General features: G+C 59.4%; 14 protein-coding genes and 1 pseudogene. 10 read left to right on the forward strand and 5 right to left on the reverse strand.

All coding sequences use genetic code 11. The annotated features are described in order from the left end of the window. The first annotated feature begins 38 nt into the window (after window positions 1-38). From ppc to ACSQ87_RS06635, 6 genes are all read left to right on the forward strand, one after another. Complete coding sequence (ppc, locus tag ACSQ87_RS06610; protein ID WP_223433562.1) at window positions 39-2669, forward strand: phosphoenolpyruvate carboxylase; 2631 nt, start codon at window positions 39-41, stop codon at window positions 2667-2669. A 288-nt stretch (window positions 2670-2957) separates the two neighbouring features. After that, a complete protein-coding gene (gene adk / locus ACSQ87_RS06615; protein WP_027924949.1) occupies window positions 2958-3605 on the forward strand; it encodes an adenylate kinase in 648 nt (215 codons plus the stop codon). A gap of 87 nt (window positions 3606-3692) precedes the next feature. Further along, the gene (gene tsaB, locus ACSQ87_RS06620; protein ID WP_223433563.1) at window positions 3693-4367 is read left to right on the forward strand and encodes a tRNA (adenosine(37)-N6)-threonylcarbamoyltransferase complex dimerization subunit type 1 TsaB; all 675 of its coding nucleotides are present in this window, start codon (window positions 3693-3695) and stop codon (window positions 4365-4367) included. Window positions 4368-4643: 276 nt separating this feature from the next. After that, a complete protein-coding gene (locus tag ACSQ87_RS06625; protein ID WP_223433564.1) occupies window positions 4644-4949 on the forward strand; it encodes a hypothetical protein in 306 nt (101 codons plus the stop codon). Continuing rightward, window positions 4949-5809 carry a DUF72 domain-containing protein gene (locus tag ACSQ87_RS06630; protein WP_223433565.1) on the forward strand — a complete coding sequence of 287 codons (861 nt, stop codon included), beginning with the start codon at window positions 4949-4951 and terminating at the stop codon, window positions 5807-5809. The genes ACSQ87_RS06625 and ACSQ87_RS06630 overlap by 1 nt, the downstream gene beginning before the upstream one ends. Before the next feature lie 33 nt (window positions 5810-5842). Then, window positions 5843-6664, forward strand: a complete 822-nt coding sequence (locus ACSQ87_RS06635) for an isocitrate lyase/PEP mutase family protein (protein WP_134101798.1) — start codon at window positions 5843-5845, stop codon at window positions 6662-6664. 33 nt (window positions 6665-6697) lie between these two features. On the opposite strand, the gene ACSQ87_RS06640 is transcribed toward ACSQ87_RS06635, so the two are convergent. Further along, window positions 6698-7318, reverse strand: coding sequence for an energy transducer TonB (locus ACSQ87_RS06640; protein WP_223433566.1), 621 nt, complete (start codon window positions 7316-7318; stop codon window positions 6698-6700). Window positions 7319-7411: 93 nt separating this feature from the next. Here ACSQ87_RS06640 and ACSQ87_RS06645 point away from each other — a divergent pair, with 93 nt between their 5' ends. Next, window positions 7412-8194, forward strand: coding sequence for a class I SAM-dependent methyltransferase (locus tag ACSQ87_RS06645; protein WP_033056325.1), 783 nt, complete (start codon window positions 7412-7414; stop codon window positions 8192-8194). A gap of 45 nt (window positions 8195-8239) precedes the next feature. Here ACSQ87_RS06645 and ACSQ87_RS06650 read toward each other — a convergent pair whose 3' ends face one another. Beyond that, window positions 8240-8884, reverse strand: a complete 645-nt coding sequence (locus ACSQ87_RS06650) for a TetR/AcrR family transcriptional regulator (RefSeq protein WP_223433567.1) — start codon at window positions 8882-8884, stop codon at window positions 8240-8242. A 93-nt stretch (window positions 8885-8977) separates the two neighbouring features. Here ACSQ87_RS06650 and ACSQ87_RS06655 point away from each other — a divergent pair, with 93 nt between their 5' ends. From ACSQ87_RS06655 to ACSQ87_RS06665, 3 genes and pseudogenes are all read left to right on the forward strand, one after another. Next, complete coding sequence (locus ACSQ87_RS06655; protein ID WP_223433568.1) at window positions 8978-10078, forward strand: efflux RND transporter periplasmic adaptor subunit; 1101 nt, start codon at window positions 8978-8980, stop codon at window positions 10076-10078. A 6-nt stretch (window positions 10079-10084) separates the two neighbouring features. Continuing rightward, window positions 10085-13156: an efflux RND transporter permease subunit gene (locus tag ACSQ87_RS06660; protein WP_223433569.1), complete on the forward strand. Its 3072-nt coding sequence runs from the start codon at window positions 10085-10087 to the stop codon at window positions 13154-13156. 96 nt (window positions 13157-13252) lie between these two features. Then, window positions 13253-14092, forward strand: a pseudogene (locus ACSQ87_RS06665) (Fic family protein); the annotation flags it as partial. A 263-nt stretch (window positions 14093-14355) separates the two neighbouring features. Here the strand turns inward: ACSQ87_RS06665 and ACSQ87_RS06670 are convergent. The 3 genes from ACSQ87_RS06670 to ACSQ87_RS06680 form a co-directional block, all read right to left on the reverse strand. Continuing rightward, entirely contained in the window at window positions 14356-15045 is a 690-nt protein-coding gene (locus ACSQ87_RS06670) for a DUF4197 domain-containing protein (protein ID WP_223433570.1), read from the reverse strand. 27 nt (window positions 15046-15072) lie between these two features. Next, the gene (locus ACSQ87_RS06675; RefSeq protein ID WP_223433571.1) at window positions 15073-15471 is read right to left on the reverse strand and encodes a YbaY family lipoprotein; all 399 of its coding nucleotides are present in this window, start codon (window positions 15469-15471) and stop codon (window positions 15073-15075) included. A gap of 105 nt (window positions 15472-15576) precedes the next feature. After that, on the reverse strand, window positions 15577-16203 hold the full coding sequence (locus ACSQ87_RS06680) for a hypothetical protein (RefSeq protein ID WP_436273569.1): 627 nt from the start codon (window positions 16201-16203) through the stop codon (window positions 15577-15579). Between the last annotated feature and the right edge of the window lie 57 nt (window positions 16204-16260).

Raw genomic sequence — 16260 nt, forward strand, 5'->3', positions numbered from 1 at the left:
CGACAAAGCACACCCGGATTTTCGCTGGAGAACTGCTGATGACCGATATTGATGCACGCTTGCGCGAGGACGTTCACCTGTTGGGTGAGCTGTTGGGCAACACCATTCGTGAACAGTACGGGGACGGTTTTCTCGACAAGATCGAGCAGATCCGCAAAGGCGCCAAGGCCGACCGTCGCGGTTCAATGGACGCTGAACTGAGCGCCAGCCTCAACCAATTGAGCGAAGAAGAGTTGCTGCCGGTGGCGCGGGCGTTCAACCAGTTTCTCAACCTGGCCAATATCGCCGAGCAATATCAGCTGATTCACCGACGCGAAGAGTCACAGCCTGCGCCGTTCGAAGCGCGGGTACTGCCGGAACTGCTCGCCCGCCTGAGTGCTGAAGGTCATGGCGCTGAATCCCTGGCCCGGCAACTGGGACGGCTGGAGATCGAACTGGTCCTCACCGCGCACCCGACCGAAGTGGCGCGCCGCACGCTGATCCAGAAATACGACGCGATTGCCGCACAACTGGCGGCCCAGGACCATCGCGACCTGACCACTGCCGAACGCGAGCAGATCCACACGAAGTTGCAGCGCCTGATCGCCGAAGCCTGGCACACCGAAGAAATCCGCCGCACCCGCCCAACCCCGGTGGATGAAGCCAAGTGGGGCTTCGCGGTGATCGAACATTCGTTGTGGCAGGCGATCCCCAACTATTTGCGCAAGGCCGATAAAGCCCTGCATGACGCCACTGGCCTGCACCTCCCGCTGGAGGCCGCACCGATTCGCTTTGCCTCGTGGATGGGCGGCGACCGGGATGGCAACCCCAACGTGACTGCTGCCGTGACCCGTGAAGTCTTGCTGCTGGCGCGGTGGATGGCTGCGGACTTGTACCTGCGCGATGTCGATCACCTGGCGGCTGAGTTGTCGATGCAGCAGGCCAGCGACGACTTGAAGGCCAAGGCCGGGGACAGCGCCGAACCTTACCGTGCGGTGCTTAAACAGCTGCGTGAACGCCTGCGCGCGACACGTAACTGGGCTCACGCCGCTTTGACGACGACCACGCCGGCACCCGCCGATGTGTTGCAAAACAATCGCGAGCTGCTCGATCCGCTGGAGCTGTGCTACCACTCGCTGCATGAGTGCGGCATGGGCGTGATCGCTGATGGGCCGCTACTTGATTGCCTGCACCGGGCGGTGACGTTCGGGCTGTTCCTGGTGCGGCTCGATGTGCGTCAGGATTCGACGCGACATACCGCGGCCATGACCGAGATCACCGATTACCTGGGCCTTGGGCGGTACGAGGACTGGAGCGAGGAAGAGCGTATCGCCTTCCTGATGCGCGAACTGAACAACCGTCGGCCGTTGTTGCCGGCGTACTTCAAGCCATCGGCGGACACCGCCGAAGTGTTGGCGACCTGCCGGGAAATCGCTGCCGCACCGGGCGCATCGCTCGGTTCTTATGTGATCTCCATGGCCGGCGCCGCTTCCGACGTGCTGGCCGTGCAACTGCTGCTCAAAGAATCTGGCGTGTTGCGGCCGATGCGTGTGGTGCCGCTGTTCGAAACCCTTGCCGACCTCGACAACGCCGGCCCGGTGATTGAAAAACTGTTGCTGCTGCCCGGTTATCGCTCGCGCCTGCAAGGGCCGCAGGAAGTGATGATCGGCTACTCCGACTCGGCCAAGGACGCCGGCACGACGGCAGCGGCCTGGGCGCAGTATCGGGCGCAGGAGCGCTTGGTCGACATCTGCCGCGAGCAGCAAGTGGAACTGCTGTTGTTTCACGGTCGCGGTGGCACCGTGGGACGCGGCGGCGGCCCGGCACACGCGGCGATTCTGTCGCAGCCGCCGGGTTCGGTGGCGGGGCGTTTCCGTACCACCGAGCAGGGGGAAATGATTCGTTTCAAATTCGGCCTGCCGGACATCGCCGAACAAAACCTCAATCTGTACCTGGCGGCGGTGCTGGAAGCGACCTTGCTGCCGCCACCGCCACCAGAGCCAGCCTGGCGCCATCTGATGGACGAATTGGCTGCTGACGGTGTTAGCGCTTATCGCGCCGTGGTGCGGGAAAACCCGCAGTTCGTAGAGTATTTCCGCCAGTCCACGCCGGAGCAGGAACTGGGACGCTTGCCGCTGGGCAGTCGCCCGGCCAAGCGCCGCGCCGGCGGGATTGAAAGCCTGCGGGCGATCCCGTGGATCTTCGGCTGGACCCAGACGCGGCTGATGTTGCCGGCATGGCTCGGCTGGGAAGCGGCGTTGAGCAAGGCGCTGGAGCGCGGCGAAGGTGAGCTGCTGGGGCAGATGCGCGAGCAGTGGCCATTCTTCCGCACGCGCATCGATATGCTGGAAATGGTATTGGCCAAGGCCGATGCCGATATCGCTCTGTCTTACGATGAGCGTTTGGTCGAGCCGGATCTGCTCCCTTTGGGTGCGCATTTACGCGACCTATTGTCGCAGGCTTGCTCGGTGGTCCTGGGGTTGACCGGTCAGTCGCAGCTACTGGCACATAGCCCAGCCACGCTTGAATTCATCCGCTTGCGCAACACTTACCTTGACCCTCTTCATCTATTGCAGGCTGAGTTGTTGGCGCGTTCGCGACAACAGGAAGTGGCGCAGGGCAGCCCGGTAGAACAGGCGCTGCTGGTGTCTGTGGCGGGGATTGCCGCCGGTTTGCGTAATACCGGCTAAGGTTTTCGTCGTGGGGCAAGGCACTCGGCGCGAGCGTCGGGTGCCTGTGGGCGAGGGCTTGAAAAGTGCTGCCAGGCGACAGTTAGTGATGGGGTTGCGACTAGGGTTACCCCGACGAAAGGCCACATCAGGCGTGGGTTTCTCCGACTTTCGGCGGCTTGTGTGCGTAGGATCTGCTGTGTATCTTGATCAGCCTTTGACCGTTTGGGCGGTCACGACCCTTATTTTGAGATTGGCCCCACGAGGCGAATCTGACGTTATCTATATAAAAAATTGAGGAGCACATCGATGCGCGTCATTCTGCTGGGAGCTCCCGGGGCCGGTAAAGGTACTCAGGCTAAGTTCATCACCGAGAAATTCGGCATTCCGCAAATCTCCACCGGCGACATGCTGCGTGCCGCGGTCAAGGCTGGCACCGAGCTGGGCCTGATCGCCAAGAGCGTCATGGACAGCGGTGGTCTGGTTTCCGATGACTTGATCATCAATCTGGTCAAGGAACGCATCAGCCAGGCCGATTGCGCCAACGGTTTCCTGTTCGACGGTTTCCCGCGCACCATTCCTCAGGCTGAAGCCCTGGTGAAGGCCGGCGTCGAGCTGGACCACGTGTTGGAAATCGACGTTAAAGACGAAGACATCGTTCAGCGTATCGCTGGCCGTCGTGTTCACGAGGCCAGCGGCCGCGTGTACCACATCGTCTACAACCCGCCAAAAATTGCCGGTAAAGACGACATCACCGGCGACGAGCTGGTGCAGCGCAAAGACGACACTGAAGAAACCGTGCGTCATCGCCTGTCGGTCTACCACGCCCAGACCGAGCCTCTGGTGAAGTTTTACCAGGAGCTGTCCGCCGCTCAAGGCAAACCGAAGTACAGCCACGTCGAAGGTGTTGGCTCGGTTGAAGCGATCACCGGCAAAGTGCTTGAAGCACTGAGCTAAAAAAACGCTTCATCTTCTACGGCCCGCTTGCGGGCCGTAGTTGTTTATACTGGCGCACTTTTTCTGACCTCTCTTACGGAAACATCGATGAGCACCTTGCTGGCCCTGGACACCGCGACTGAAGCTTGCTCCGTTGCCTTGCTGCATGACGGTAAAGTCACGAGCCATTACGAGGTGATCCCGCGCCTGCATGCACAAAAGCTGTTGCCGATGATTCAGCAACTGCTGGCGGATGCCGGGACCACCCTGCAAGCGGTCGATGCAATCGCTTTCGGACGTGGTCCGGGTGCTTTCACCGGCGTGCGGATCGCCATCGGCGTGGTGCAGGGGCTGGCGTTTGCGCTGGACCGTCCGGTGTTGCCGGTGTCGAACCTGGCCGTGTTGGCGCAGCGGGCCTATCGCGAACATGGCGTGAGCCAGGTTGCGGCTGCCATCGATGCGCGCATGGACGAAGTGTATTGGGGTTGCTACCGCGAAACGGCGGGGGAGATGCGGTTGGTCGGCAATGAAGCGGTGCTGCCGCCGGAAGTGGCCGAGTTGCCGGCTGACGCCCGCGGTGAGTGGTTTGGCGCCGGCACTGGCTGGGGTTATGCCGAGCGAATCGCCGTCAGCCTGACCGGTCAGGATGCGGGCATGCTGCCTCACGCTGAAGACCTGCTGACCTTGGCGCGTTTTGCCTGGGCGCGTGGCGAGGCGATCGTGGCTGATGAGGCTCAGCCGGTGTACTTGCGCGATAAAGTGGCGACACCCAAGGCGCGATAATTCACGCGTTTTTTTGTGGCGAGGGAGCTTGCTCCCGTTCGGCTGCGAAGCAGTCGTAAACCTACCAGCGCGGTGTGCCAGATGAAGTTTGGGGCCGCTTCGCAGCCCAGCGGGAGCAAGCTCCCTCGCCACAATGTGCACCAACGCAGCCAATCGTCGTTTTATGCTCTCCGCTTTTAAACCTTTTCCATTTTCTGTGTTCTAGTTATCACTCGGCGGTTTGCGAAGCGCACTATGCGCCACTAAACTGCCATCATTGATACCGGACATGTACTCATGCGTATAGACGGCGTTCCCTCTCAGTCCTACCCCATCAAACGCAAGCCTCGCAAAGGGCCTGTGGCGGATGACGACTACGTTGATATCGACGGCGAGCTGGAAATTCCAACCGAAGAGCAAATGGCTGCCCGCGCTGCCAAGGCCTCTGCGCAACGCTTGAGCAATCTCCCCGCCCGTCAACAAGACATGCTTTATCACCGTGCCATGAGCAGCAGTGTCGCGAAGGCCCTGGCCAGCTACCTGAGCACCGCCGGTTTTGTCGATTGGGATTCGGATGTGCTGGGCCTCGACCTGTACATCTGATGCAGCTGCCTTACTACCTGGGCTGTCCATCCTGGAGTGAAAACGCCTGGCGCGATTATCTTTATCCGCAAGACGCAAAACCCGCCGAATTTCTGAGTCTCTACTCCCAAGTGTTCAACGCCGTGGAAGGCAATACGACCTTCTATGCGAGCCCGGCTGCGACCACCGTGCAGCGTTGGGCCGAGACCATGCCCGAACACTTTCGCTTCACAGCCAAGTTCCCCGGAGACATCAGCCACAGCGGTGACCTGCGCGAACAATTGACCGCGGCCGAAACCTTCCTGCAATTGCTCAGCCCCCTGGGTGAACGGGTTTCACCGCTGTGGCTGCAACTGTCGAAAAGCTTTACGCCGCAGCGACTGTCGGAGCTTGCAGGTTTTATTGATGCAGTGGACCGACCTCTGGCGGTTGAAGTGCGGCATGACGAGTTCTTCGCCAAGGGCGATGCCGAGCGAATGCTTAATCGTCTGCTACTGGATCGCGGTGTCGAGCGTATCTGCCTCGATCCCCGCGCGCTGTTCAGTTGCACATCGACCGATCTTTCTGTGCTTCACGCCCAATCGAAAAAGCCCAGGGTGCCGCCGCGTCCGGCCGCCTTCACGCAATGTCCGCAGGTACGTTTCATCGGCCATCCGCAGCTTGAGGCCAACGACCCGTTTCTGGTGCCGTGGGTCGAGAAAATCGCCGTGTGGATCGAAGAGGGCCGCACGCCCTATATCTTCCTGCACACCGCCGACAACCTGCTGGCCGCCAGACTGGCGCAACGTTTTCACGCAAAACTGATGCTGCGTTTGCCTGGCCTGCCGCCGCTGCCTGAGCTATACAGAGAGCCCGCTGCCGAGCAACTTGGCCTGCTCTGAAGCGGATTCCTTATCTTTTTCAGGAGCCTGCCAATGGATGCGCAAACCCTTCGAGCCCAAGCGTTTAAAGCACTGCACGAACGCGCGGGGGCTTTTGTCATTCCCAACCCGTGGGACGCCGGCTCGGCGAAAATGCTCGCCAGCCTTGGTTTCGAGGCGCTGGCGACCACCAGTGCCGGATACGCCTTTTCCAACGCTCGCCCCGATGGCGCGCTGACGCTGGACGACACCCTGGCAAACGTTCGGGCGATTGTCGCGGCAACGGATCTGCCCGTCGCCGTCGACCTGGAAAACGGCTTCGCTGACGATCCAGCCGAATGCGCACAGAGTATTTTGCGTGCGGCAGAGGCCGGTGCGGTCGGCGGCTCGATCGAAGATGCCACGGGCCGTGAAGAAGCGCCGATCTACTGCTTCGAGCATGCTGTCGCGCGCATTGAGGCTGCCGTGGCAGCGGCTCGCAGCTTGCCGTTTCCCTTTATGTTGACCGCTCGCGCGGAGAACTTTCTGCACGGTAATCCTGATCTCGCCGACACCATTCGCCGCTTGCAGGCGTTTGCCGAGGCGGGTGCCGACGTGCTTTATGCGCCGGGTCTGCGCAGTGCTGAAGATGTGCTGGCGGTGGTCCGCGCTGTGGCGCCGAAACCGGTCAATGTGTTGATGTCTGGCGGACTGAAACTGACGGTCGAGCAGTTGAGCGAAATGGGCGTTAAACGCATCAGCGTCGGTTCGGCACTGGCCCTGGCAGCCTATGGCGAGTTTTTCCGCGCTGCCGAAGAGATCAAAACGTCGGGCACGTTCGGCTTCACATCGCGATCCATGCCGTACGCCCAGGCCAATCAATTGTTCAAAGGCTGACGATGCGGTTTCGATGGTGTGTGTAGCTGAGGGCTACGCGGCGATGCGCAGGTTCTGCAGGACGATCGGGCGAGCCCAGCCGTTATCGAAATCGAGTTGTTTCTGTTGCTCCACCAGCTCTTCGGGCGAGAACGGCGGAAATGGCTTGTCCAGCAGATCGAGTTCGAATTCGGCGATCGGCAGGTGCAGCGGACGCGGTTGCGGCGCCGGGCCTGCTTCCGGCACAGGCTGACCTGCGGTGAGCACGATCGGGCGAACCCAGCGGCTTTCGAAGTCCTGTTGCTTCTGTTGAGCGACGATTTCTTGTGCCGGGAACGGTGGGAAAGGTTTGTCGGCCAGGTCCATTTCGAACTCGGCAATCGGCAGGAACAGTGGCTCGGGCGGGCGGACCTCGGTTTCTTTCACATCGCATTCGCGCTGGGAAATGATGTGCGCCAGCAGTTCGCTGCCAACGGTGGGTTCGACCGGGCTGTCGAGATCGACTGGTGGAAAGTTGAGAGAAGCCGGTACGACATCGCCCGACTGATCGGCCAGGGACTGGGCAAAGAAATCCTGCCACAGGTGACTGACGCCGCTCAGTGCTTGGGAGTTTCGTAGACCAAAATCGCCGTGGGGCGAGATGTAGCCTATCGATGTGCGTTGAATGTCTGACATTTCTCTCGGTCGACGCTCAGCTCTGGCAAAATGCTCGATAGTTTTGTTATCGGCCGTTTTTGCCGATCATTAATTTTTTGAGCGTGTTTTCTCATGATTGAGCAACCTGCGGCCTGCCGCATCCATGTCGAGGCTCTGGCCGCGACTTTTCAGCCACAGGCCGAACAATGGGCCGAGCGCCTGGGTTTGCCGATGCAGGTGGATGACGGTGAGTTCGCCTTGCAGGTCGGCGACCAGGGTTTGCAGCTGCAGCAACTGGGCCCGGACGCGCCGGGGCCGGTGCGGGTGGACTTTGTCGAGGGCGGTGCCGCCCATCGCCGCTTGTACGGCGGCGGTAGCGGCCAGATGATCGCCAAGGCTGTCGGGGTTGCCCAAGGCGTGCGTCCGCGCGTGCTGGATGCCACAGCGGGGCTGGGCAAAGATGCGTTCGTGCTGGCGAGCCTGGGCTGCGAGATGAGCCTGATCGAGCGTCAGCCGCTGATTGGCGCTTTGCTTGAAGATGGCCTGGCGCGCGGCGCGGAAGACTTTGACGTGGCGCCAATCGTGGCGCGGATGCGTTTGCTCAAGGGCAATTCGATCGAGGTGATGCGCAATTGGGAAGGCGAGCCGCCGCAGGTGATCTACCTCGACCCGATGTTTCCCCATCGTGAAAAAACGGCCTTGGTGAAGAAGGAAATGCGCCTGTTCCGGCCGCTGGTAGGCGATGACCCGGATGCACCTGCTCTGCTTGAAGCGGCGTTGGCGTTGGCCAGCCATCGAGTGGTGGTCAAGCGCCCGCGCAAGGCGCCGTGCATCGAAGGGCCGAAGCCGAGTCATGCGCTGGACGGGAAATCGAGCCGGTATGACATTTATCCGAAGAAAGCGCTCAAGCCCTGATACCGACTTGCTCGCGAAGGGGCCAGACCAGACAACCGAAACCTATCAGGCTGACTCTGGTCGATACGCCCGCATAAACAACGCCACCACTTCCTGCACATGGCTCTCGGCCGCATCCCCGGTCAGCGGCTCGCCACAGCCATAAAGCAGCCTGAAATTTCCCGCCCCCTTGAGCAGGCAGAAGAAGTGCTCGGCCGCATTGCGCGGTTTGTCGATGCTCAACGCGCCGCTCTGATCAACCTTGGTCAGCAACCGCTCCATACCCTGCAGCATGCGCTCAGGCCCTGCCTCGAAGAAGATCAGCGAGAGTTTCGGGTCCTGGCTGCCCAGCGTCATCATCAGCCGATGCAGGTTGACCGATTCGTCGCTGTTGATCAGCTGATGAAAGCCGCGCGCGATGTTCAACAGCACCGTTTCTACGGCAGTGCCGTCCGGCAATTCGAAAAACAGCGTCGGCAATTGCTCTTCGCACTTGGCCATCACGGCGGCGGAGAACAGCGTCTCCTTGTCGTTGAAATGGCTGTAGACCGTCAACTTCGACACACCGGCCTCGGCCGCGACGGCGTCCATGCTGGTATTCGCATAACCCTTGCTCAGAAACAGAATTTTTGCCGCATCGAGGATCGCCTGGCGCTTGGCCAGATCCTTGGGACGGCCCGGGCCGTTGGGTACTGAAAGATTGTTAGGCATATGCGCTTTTATTACTGGACTGGTGAGTTTGCTATTAATAACATACTGCTCAGTATAATTATTCCAAGCACCATTAGCGAAAGGTCCTTCACCATGTTCCGCTATGCCTTGCCCCTCGCGTTGCCAGTCAGTCTGGCGTTTTTATTGTCTGCGTGTGGTCACGAAGAGGCGCCTCAAGTCACCGTTCGCCCGGCCATGGTCGTGCAGCCAGAGCCTTCGGCCCAGGCGATGGAAAGTTTTCCCGGTGAAGTCCGTGCGCGGTTTGAGCCGGACCTGGCGTTTCGCATTGGCGGTAAAGTCAGTCGACGACTGGTCGAAGAGGGGCAGCGGGTCAAGGCCGATCAACCTCTGGCGGAACTCGATCCTCAAGACGTACGCCTGCAACTGGAAGCCACCCGTGCCCAGGTCGCCGCTGCCGAGGCCAATCTGAGCCTGGTGCGCGCCGAGCGTGATCGCTACAAGACCCTGATGGACCGTCAGATGGTCAGCCGTTCGCAGTACGACAATTCCGAAAACCTTTACCGATCCGGTGAAGCCCGCCTCAAGCAAATCAAAGCCGAATTCAACGTATCGACCAATCAGGCCAGTTACGCCGTGCTGCGTGCGCCTCAGGATGGGGTTGTGGCTAAACGCGCGGTTGAAGTCGGGCAAGTGGTGGCGGCTGGGCAAACTGTATTTACCCTTGCCACCGATGGCGAGCGCGAAGTGTTGATCAGCTTGCCGGAGCAGAGCTTTGGCCGCTTCAAGGTCGGTCAGCCAGTGTCAGTCGAACTCTGGACCCAACCCGACCAACGTTTCGCCGGGCGCATCCGTGAGCTGTCGCCCGCTGCCGATCCAAAATCGCGCACCTTTGCCGCCCGCATCGCCTTCACCGCCGGCAAGGTTCCCGCTGAACTCGGCCAGAGTGCCCGGGTGTTCGTTCAGACCTCCGATGTGGTGCCGCTGTCGGTGCCGCTTTCCGCACTGACCGCAGAAAACGGCGCGACCTACGTCTGGGTCGTCAATGCCAACAACACCCTGAAGAAAACCCCGGTGCGGGTCGGAGCCTTCGGCGAGAAAACCGTTCCGGTGCTCGAAGGCCTGAACGCCAGCGACTGGGTGGTGGCCGCTGGCGTCCATGTGCTGCTTGAAGGGCAGCAGGTGCGTCCGGTGGATCGCTCCAACCGCGTGGTCAATCTGGCGGACAAGGAGTAATCCCCGATGGGTTTCAATCTTTCCGAATGGGCACTGCGTAATCGCCAGATCGTACTGTTCCTGATGCTCTTGCTGGCCGTTGTCGGCGCACTGTCCTACACCAAACTCGGCCAAAGTGAAGACCCGCCGTTCACCTTCAAGGCCATGGTGATTCGGACCAACTGGCCGGGGGCCACGGCGCAGGAGGTGTCGCGCCAGGTCACCGAGCGCATTGAAAAGAAGCTGATGGAAACCGGCGAGTACGAACGCATCGTTTCGTTCTCCCGTCCGGGTGAATCACAAGTGACGTTCGTCGCCCGCGATTCCATGCACTCGGTGGAAATCCCGGACCTCTGGTATCAGGTTCGCAAGAAGATCGGCGACATTCGTCAGACCCTGCCACCGGGCATCCAGGGGCCATTCTTCAATGATGAGTTCGGCACAACGTTTGGCAACATCTACGCGCTGACCGGCGAAGGTTTTGATTACGCGGTACTCAAGGACTACGCCGACCGCGTGCAGATTCAGCTGCAACGGGTCAAGGATGTGGGCAAGGTCGATCTGCTCGGGTTACAGGACGAGAAGATCTGGATCGAACTCTCCAACGTCAAACTCGCCACTCTCGGTCTACCTTTGTCGGCGGTGCAGCAGGCCCTTGAAGAGCAGAACGCGGTGTCCACCGCCGGGTTCTTCGAGACCTCCAGCGAGCGATTGCAGCTACGCGTCACGGGGAATTTTCAGACGGTCGAAGAGATCAAGAGCTTCCCGATCCGCGTCGGAGATCGTACGTTCCGCATCGCCGATGTGGCGGATGTGCGTCGGGGTTTCAACGATCCGCCGGCGCCGAGCATGCGCTTCATGGCGGAAAACGCCATCGGTCTGGCCGTGGCCATGAAGGACGGTGGCGACATTCTGGTGCTGGGCAAGGCGTTGGAAATCGAGTTCGACAGGATCCAGAAAAATCTCCCTGCCGGTATGCAGCTGCGCAAGGTCTCCGACCAGCCCGCCGCCGTGAAAAGCAGTGTCGGTGAATTTGTTCAGGTGCTGGTGGAAGCGCTGGCAATCGTCCTGCTGGTGAGCTTCTTCTCCCTCGGTGTGCGCACCGGCATGGTGGTCGCGCTGGCGATTCCTTTGGTATTGGCGATGACATTCGCCTGCATGTATTACCTGGGAATCGGCCTGCACAAGATTTCCCTCGGGGCATTGGTACTGGCGCTGGGTTTGTTGGTGGATGACGCGATCATCGCCGTGGAAATGATGGCGATCAAAATGGAGCAAGGCTTCGACCGGATCACGGCGGCCAGTTACGCCTGGACCAGCACCGCATTCCCGATGCTCACCGGCACGCTGATCACCGCTGCCGGCTTCCTGCCGATTGCCACTGCGCAATCTGGCACGGGTGAATACACGCGCTCGATCTTCCAGGTGGTGACCATCGCGTTGCTGGCCTCGTGGGTTGCCGCCGTTGTGTTTGTGCCTTATCTGGGGGAAAAACTTCTGCCGGATCTGGCGAAGATTCATGCAGCCAAACATGGCACCGGCGACGGCCAGCCTGACCCTTATGGCACGCCGTTTTATCAGCGCGTCAGACGCCTGGTGGAGTGGTGTGTACGGCGGCGCAAGACGGTCATTGTCCTGACGGCCGTGTTGTTTATCGGTTCTGTCATCCTGTTTCGCTTTGTGCCGCAACAGTTCTTTCCGGCATCGGGTCGTCTGGAGTTGATGGTCGATCTGAAACTGGCGGAAGGCGCCTCGTTGAGCAACACCCGCGATGAGGTCAAACGCCTCGAAACACTGCTCAAGGATCACGCCGGTATCGACAACTATGTCGCTTACGTCGGCACCGGTTCGCCACGTTTTTACCTGCCGCTGGATCAACAACTTCCTGCAGCAAGCTTCGCGCAGTTTGTAGTCCTGGCCAAAACCATTGAGGAGCGCGAAGTCCTGCGCACCTGGCTGATCGAAGCCCTCAAGGAACAATTCCCGGCACTGCGCGCGCGAGTGACACGTCTGGAGAACGGGCCGCCAGTTGGTTATCCGATGCAGTTCCGGGTGACCGGTGAGCACATCGAGGAAGTTCGCGCGCTGGCCCGTAAAGTGGCCGCCAAGGTTCGCGAGAACCCGCATGTGGTCAACGTCCATCTGGATTGGGAGGAACCGAGCAAAGTTGTTTATCTGAACGTCGATCAGGACCGCGCCCGGGCGCTTGGCGTGAGTACCGCGAACCTGTCGAAGTTCCTGCAAAGCTCTCTGACCGGTTCCAGCGTCAGCCAGTACCGTGAAGACAACGAGTTGATCGAGATTCTGTTGCGCGGCACGTTGCACGAACGCACCGAACTGTCGCTGCTGCCAAGCCTGGCGGTGCCGACTGACAACGGTCGCAGCGTAGCGTTGTCGCAAATTGCGACCCTGGAATACGGCTTCGAAGAAGGCGTCATCTGGCACCGCAATCGCTTGCCGAACGTGACAGTCCGCGCCGACATCTATGGCAAGGAGCAACCGGCGACGCTGGTGACGCAGATCATGCCGACCCTCGATCCGATTCGCGCCGAACTGCCAGACGGGTATTTGCTGGAGGTCGGTGGCACGGTGGAAGACTCGGCTCGCGGGCAGAACTCGGTGAAGGCCGGTGTGCCGCTTTTCATCGTGGTGGTGCTGACGTTACTGATGCTGCAACTGCGCAGTTTCTCACGCACGGTAATGGTATTTCTGACGGCGCCTTTGGGTTTGATCGGTGTGACCTTGTTCCTGATGGTGTTCCGCCAGCCGTTCGGTTTCGTCGCCATGCTCGGGACGATCGCGCTGTCCGGGATGATCATGCGTAACTCGGTGATTCTGGTGGACCAGATCGAGCAGGACATCGCCGCCGGGCTCAAGCCTTGGCAGGCGATTATTGAAGCCACGGTGCGGCGTTTCCGGCCGATTGTATTGACTGCACTCGCGGCGGTGCTGGCGATGATTCCGCTATCGCGTAGCGTGTTTTTCGGTCCGATGGCGGTGGCGATCATGGGCGGGTTGATTGTGGCGACGGCGTTGACGTTGCTGTTTTTGCCGGCGCTGTATGCGGCGTGGTTCCGGATCAAGAAGGACCCGGCCTGACGTCCTACGTGTATTTCAGATCCCTCTGATATTGAGTCAGAGGGATCGGGATGCTGTACTCAAGACTCAGTTTTACGAGTTTTTGAGACAGCAATAATGAAAAAGCCACCCATTTTGAGGGGAAGGACCGACCCGGTATTCGACCTGCTGGGGAAGTCGCCCCACAAGGAACGCCTCTCGGACTACCTGGTCTTGCTCAAGCCGCTGGACGATCAGGGGCGTTATCTGCCTTTCGATGAGTTGCGCTACCGCTGGGCGCCGGGGCTGGATTCGAATCTATGCTGGGCGCTGGTGAAGAAAGCCCGGACTGCGCAGTACTCAAGTCTTTTGCCGCTGGGCGAGCCGCTTCAATGGGGCAAATTCATGCTCACGCCGTTGGCGCAGAAAGCTATTTCCGCCGTCGATCGACAAGCCACAACGGCCTCGCTGGAGTACATGACCAGTCAGATTGGCGAGCATGCGCACTTCAGCTATCTGCTTAACGATTTGATCGAAGACGAAGCCATCAGCAGCAGCCAGCTCGAAGGCGCGGCGACCACCACGCGCGTGGCCAAGGACATGCTCAAGCGTAATCGCCTGCCGCGCACGCCGGATGAGCGAATGGTGATCGGCAACTTCAAGATGATGAATTTCGCCTGGGAAAAGCGGTATGACGCCCTGAGTGTCGAACTGATTTCAGCCATGCACCGGGTGGGTGTCGAGGGCATTGATGACACGCAATATTCGCCGGGGGCGTTCAGGGGCAACGATGATGTGGTGGTACAGGACGGCGAGGGCAACACCGTGCATACACCGCCGCCCGCAGCAGGGCTGGTGTCACGATTGCGGGTGTTGTCGACGTGGATCAACCAGCCCCACAACGATCCCGATCAAGTGGATTACCTTCATCCACTGATCAAAGGCATGGCACTGCATTCTGCACTGGGCTATGAGCATTTCACCGAGGCTTGTCGGAAAAGTCTGGCGTATGCCGAGTGTTAGAGAAGCGGAAGATGGGGCGTGAGTGGGTAATGCCGATCAGTTAAGGATTTGAGCACCGCTATCCTTGTGGGAGCGAGCTTGCTCCGGGCGGCGTTCCGACGATAGCGGACTGGCAGGCAACGTATGTGTTGAATGTAAGACCGCCATCGTCGGAACGCCGCCCGGAGCAAGCTCGCTCCCACAGGTTCTGCGCCTTAACTGATCAGCGGGAGAGAGTATTAGAGGGTGCCAAACACCTTCTTCGCCAAACTGGTCGCTGCCGCCGCAGGATTCTGGCGGATGGCTTCTTCCTGTTTACCAATCATCTCGAACAGACCGTTCAATGCCTGCTCGGTCACGTAGCTTTCGATATTGGCGCTCTTCGCATCCACCATACCCATCGTCGCGGCTTGCCCGGCGAACGAGTTGTACTGCTTGGCCAGGCCTACCTGATCGGTGGCTTGCTTGACGATTGGCAGGAACTTGACGCGGATCTGTTCGCGGCTGGTTTTGCTCAGGTACTGCGTGGCCGAGTCATTGCCGCCGCTGAGGATGCCCTTGGCATCTTCCACACTCATCTTTTTCACCGCATCCACCAGGATTGGCTGGGCCTGGGTCACGGCGGTTTCAGCCGCTTTGTTCATGCTGGCTTCCAGCTGATCAACCTGGTCGCCCATGCCGAACTGCTTCATCTTGCTGGCGACTTTGCCCAGTTTGCCCGGCAGTTCGATTTTCACGTCCGGGTTGTTGCTGAAGCCGCCTGGCGTGCCGAGTTGTTTCACGGCCAGTTGCGCACCTTGAGTCAGGGCATCCTTGAGGCCGCCGGTGGCGTCGCTTTGCGACAGGTCGCTGAGCGACAGCGCCAGGGCGCTGGCGGAGATCATCAAGCCTGCGCACAGGCCGGCAAAGCGAAGGGTAGGGCGGAACATGGCAGCTTCCTTGTTCAAAATAGAGAATTAGCGGGCGGCGTCGACGCGGATTTTCAGTGGCTGCGGGTCGCTGGCATCCAACTGCACTGCGTGATGTTCGGTGGTGATGAACATCAGCTCGCCGTTGACTTCGATCCGTGCGCTGACCGAATAGCGATGACCCGGTTTGACCTGCGTAGGATCGTAACTCAGATGAAACGGCAGCGGCACCTGGCCTTTGACCGGGCCTTTCTGTTCGTCGAGGACCACGGCGGGCGCATCGGCCAGGGAAACGTCCTGCAAGCTGACGCTTAAGATGGCGCTGGGCGGCAGGGCAATGCGTTGCAGGTAGAAGACTTCGCCTTCAAGGTTGGTTTTGGCGGCAGGTTGTAGGGTTTGGCAGGCTCCGAGCAAGGCAGTAAGCCCCAGAAGCAAGAGTTTTTTCATAAGTTAAATCCCTGTCGTTGGCGCCCGAAGTAGACGAGCACCAACGACAATTTAACGGTTTTTTCCGGTGATTTCGCCCTATGGATCTTTTGATATGCGAATTTTTCAAATTCTACTAAAGGGTTTCAATACAACGGATCGGGGATATACCTCAATTGAATTGCGGTATTCATTTTCAGTCGCGGTCAGGGTATAGCGTTTACCAGGTACGACAGTGTCCGGATCGTATTCCAGGTAAAAAGCCTCCGCCATTTTTTCGCTGATATGTATTTGAGTCAGTTGTGCAGCGGTATCGTCGTGCTCGTGGGCGACAACAGTTACTGCGTGTTCAGGTTGAACCGCTTTAGGCTCCTGTGCCTGGAGGTAAAGGCGGCCGACAGGGCTAAGATGCAGGGTTTGTCGGTGCGGCGCACGATGGACAATCACGAAGTAGTCCAGGTCAATCAGCAGTGGAACGCCGTTGTGGGTCATGCTGATCGTTACAAGGTATTTGACGCTGACATCGGAATAGTTGTGCATGAATGAAAAATTCCAACGCCCGCTATACAGTTCCGGTTTGCGGGATTGCGCAACTTTTATGAAAGTGGTTGAGTTGGCAGTTTGCACGCTTATACAGGTTTCGCCTTCGCCATCATCGGGGGGTAGAAAGTCTTCAGGCAAACTGAAAGTTAGAGTGACGTAGTTGTTGGTGTTTTCTAATGGGTTCATCGCGATATCCGTATCGGGATTCAAGTGGGCCTCTATTAATCCATAATTGACAGGTTATAAGAACATCCTTGTTCTTATAGT

Source organism: Pseudomonas sp. LjRoot277 (assembly GCF_964253845.1).
Lineage (GTDB): Bacteria > Pseudomonadota > Gammaproteobacteria > Pseudomonadales > Pseudomonadaceae > Aquipseudomonas.

Bases quoted from the DNA above. Each gene is read 5' to 3' on its own strand.
- ACSQ87_RS06645 (WP_033056325.1), top strand. From the start codon at position 7,412: ATGATTGAGCAACCTGCGGCCTGCCGCATCCATGTCGAGGCTCTGGCC.
- ACSQ87_RS06675 (WP_223433571.1), bottom strand. From the start codon at position 15,471: ATGAAAAAACTCTTGCTTCTGGGGCTTACTGCCTTGCTCGGAGCCTGC.
- ACSQ87_RS06670 (WP_223433570.1), bottom strand. From the start codon at position 15,045: ATGTTCCGCCCTACCCTTCGCTTTGCCGGCCTGTGCGCAGGCTTGATG.
- ppc (WP_223433562.1), top strand. From the start codon at position 39: ATGACCGATATTGATGCACGCTTGCGCGAGGACGTTCACCTGTTGGGT.
- ACSQ87_RS06660 (WP_223433569.1), top strand. From the start codon at position 10,085: ATGGGTTTCAATCTTTCCGAATGGGCACTGCGTAATCGCCAGATCGTA.
- adk (WP_027924949.1), top strand. From the start codon at position 2,958: ATGCGCGTCATTCTGCTGGGAGCTCCCGGGGCCGGTAAAGGTACTCAG.
- ACSQ87_RS06635 (WP_134101798.1), top strand. From the start codon at position 5,843: ATGGATGCGCAAACCCTTCGAGCCCAAGCGTTTAAAGCACTGCACGAA.
- tsaB (WP_223433563.1), top strand. From the start codon at position 3,693: ATGAGCACCTTGCTGGCCCTGGACACCGCGACTGAAGCTTGCTCCGTT.
- ACSQ87_RS06625 (WP_223433564.1), top strand. From the start codon at position 4,644: ATGCGTATAGACGGCGTTCCCTCTCAGTCCTACCCCATCAAACGCAAG.
- ACSQ87_RS06655 (WP_223433568.1), top strand. From the start codon at position 8,978: ATGTTCCGCTATGCCTTGCCCCTCGCGTTGCCAGTCAGTCTGGCGTTT.
- ACSQ87_RS06650 (WP_223433567.1), bottom strand. From the start codon at position 8,884: ATGCCTAACAATCTTTCAGTACCCAACGGCCCGGGCCGTCCCAAGGAT.
- ACSQ87_RS06640 (WP_223433566.1), bottom strand. From the start codon at position 7,318: ATGTCAGACATTCAACGCACATCGATAGGCTACATCTCGCCCCACGGC.
- ACSQ87_RS06630 (WP_223433565.1), top strand. From the start codon at position 4,949: ATGCAGCTGCCTTACTACCTGGGCTGTCCATCCTGGAGTGAAAACGCC.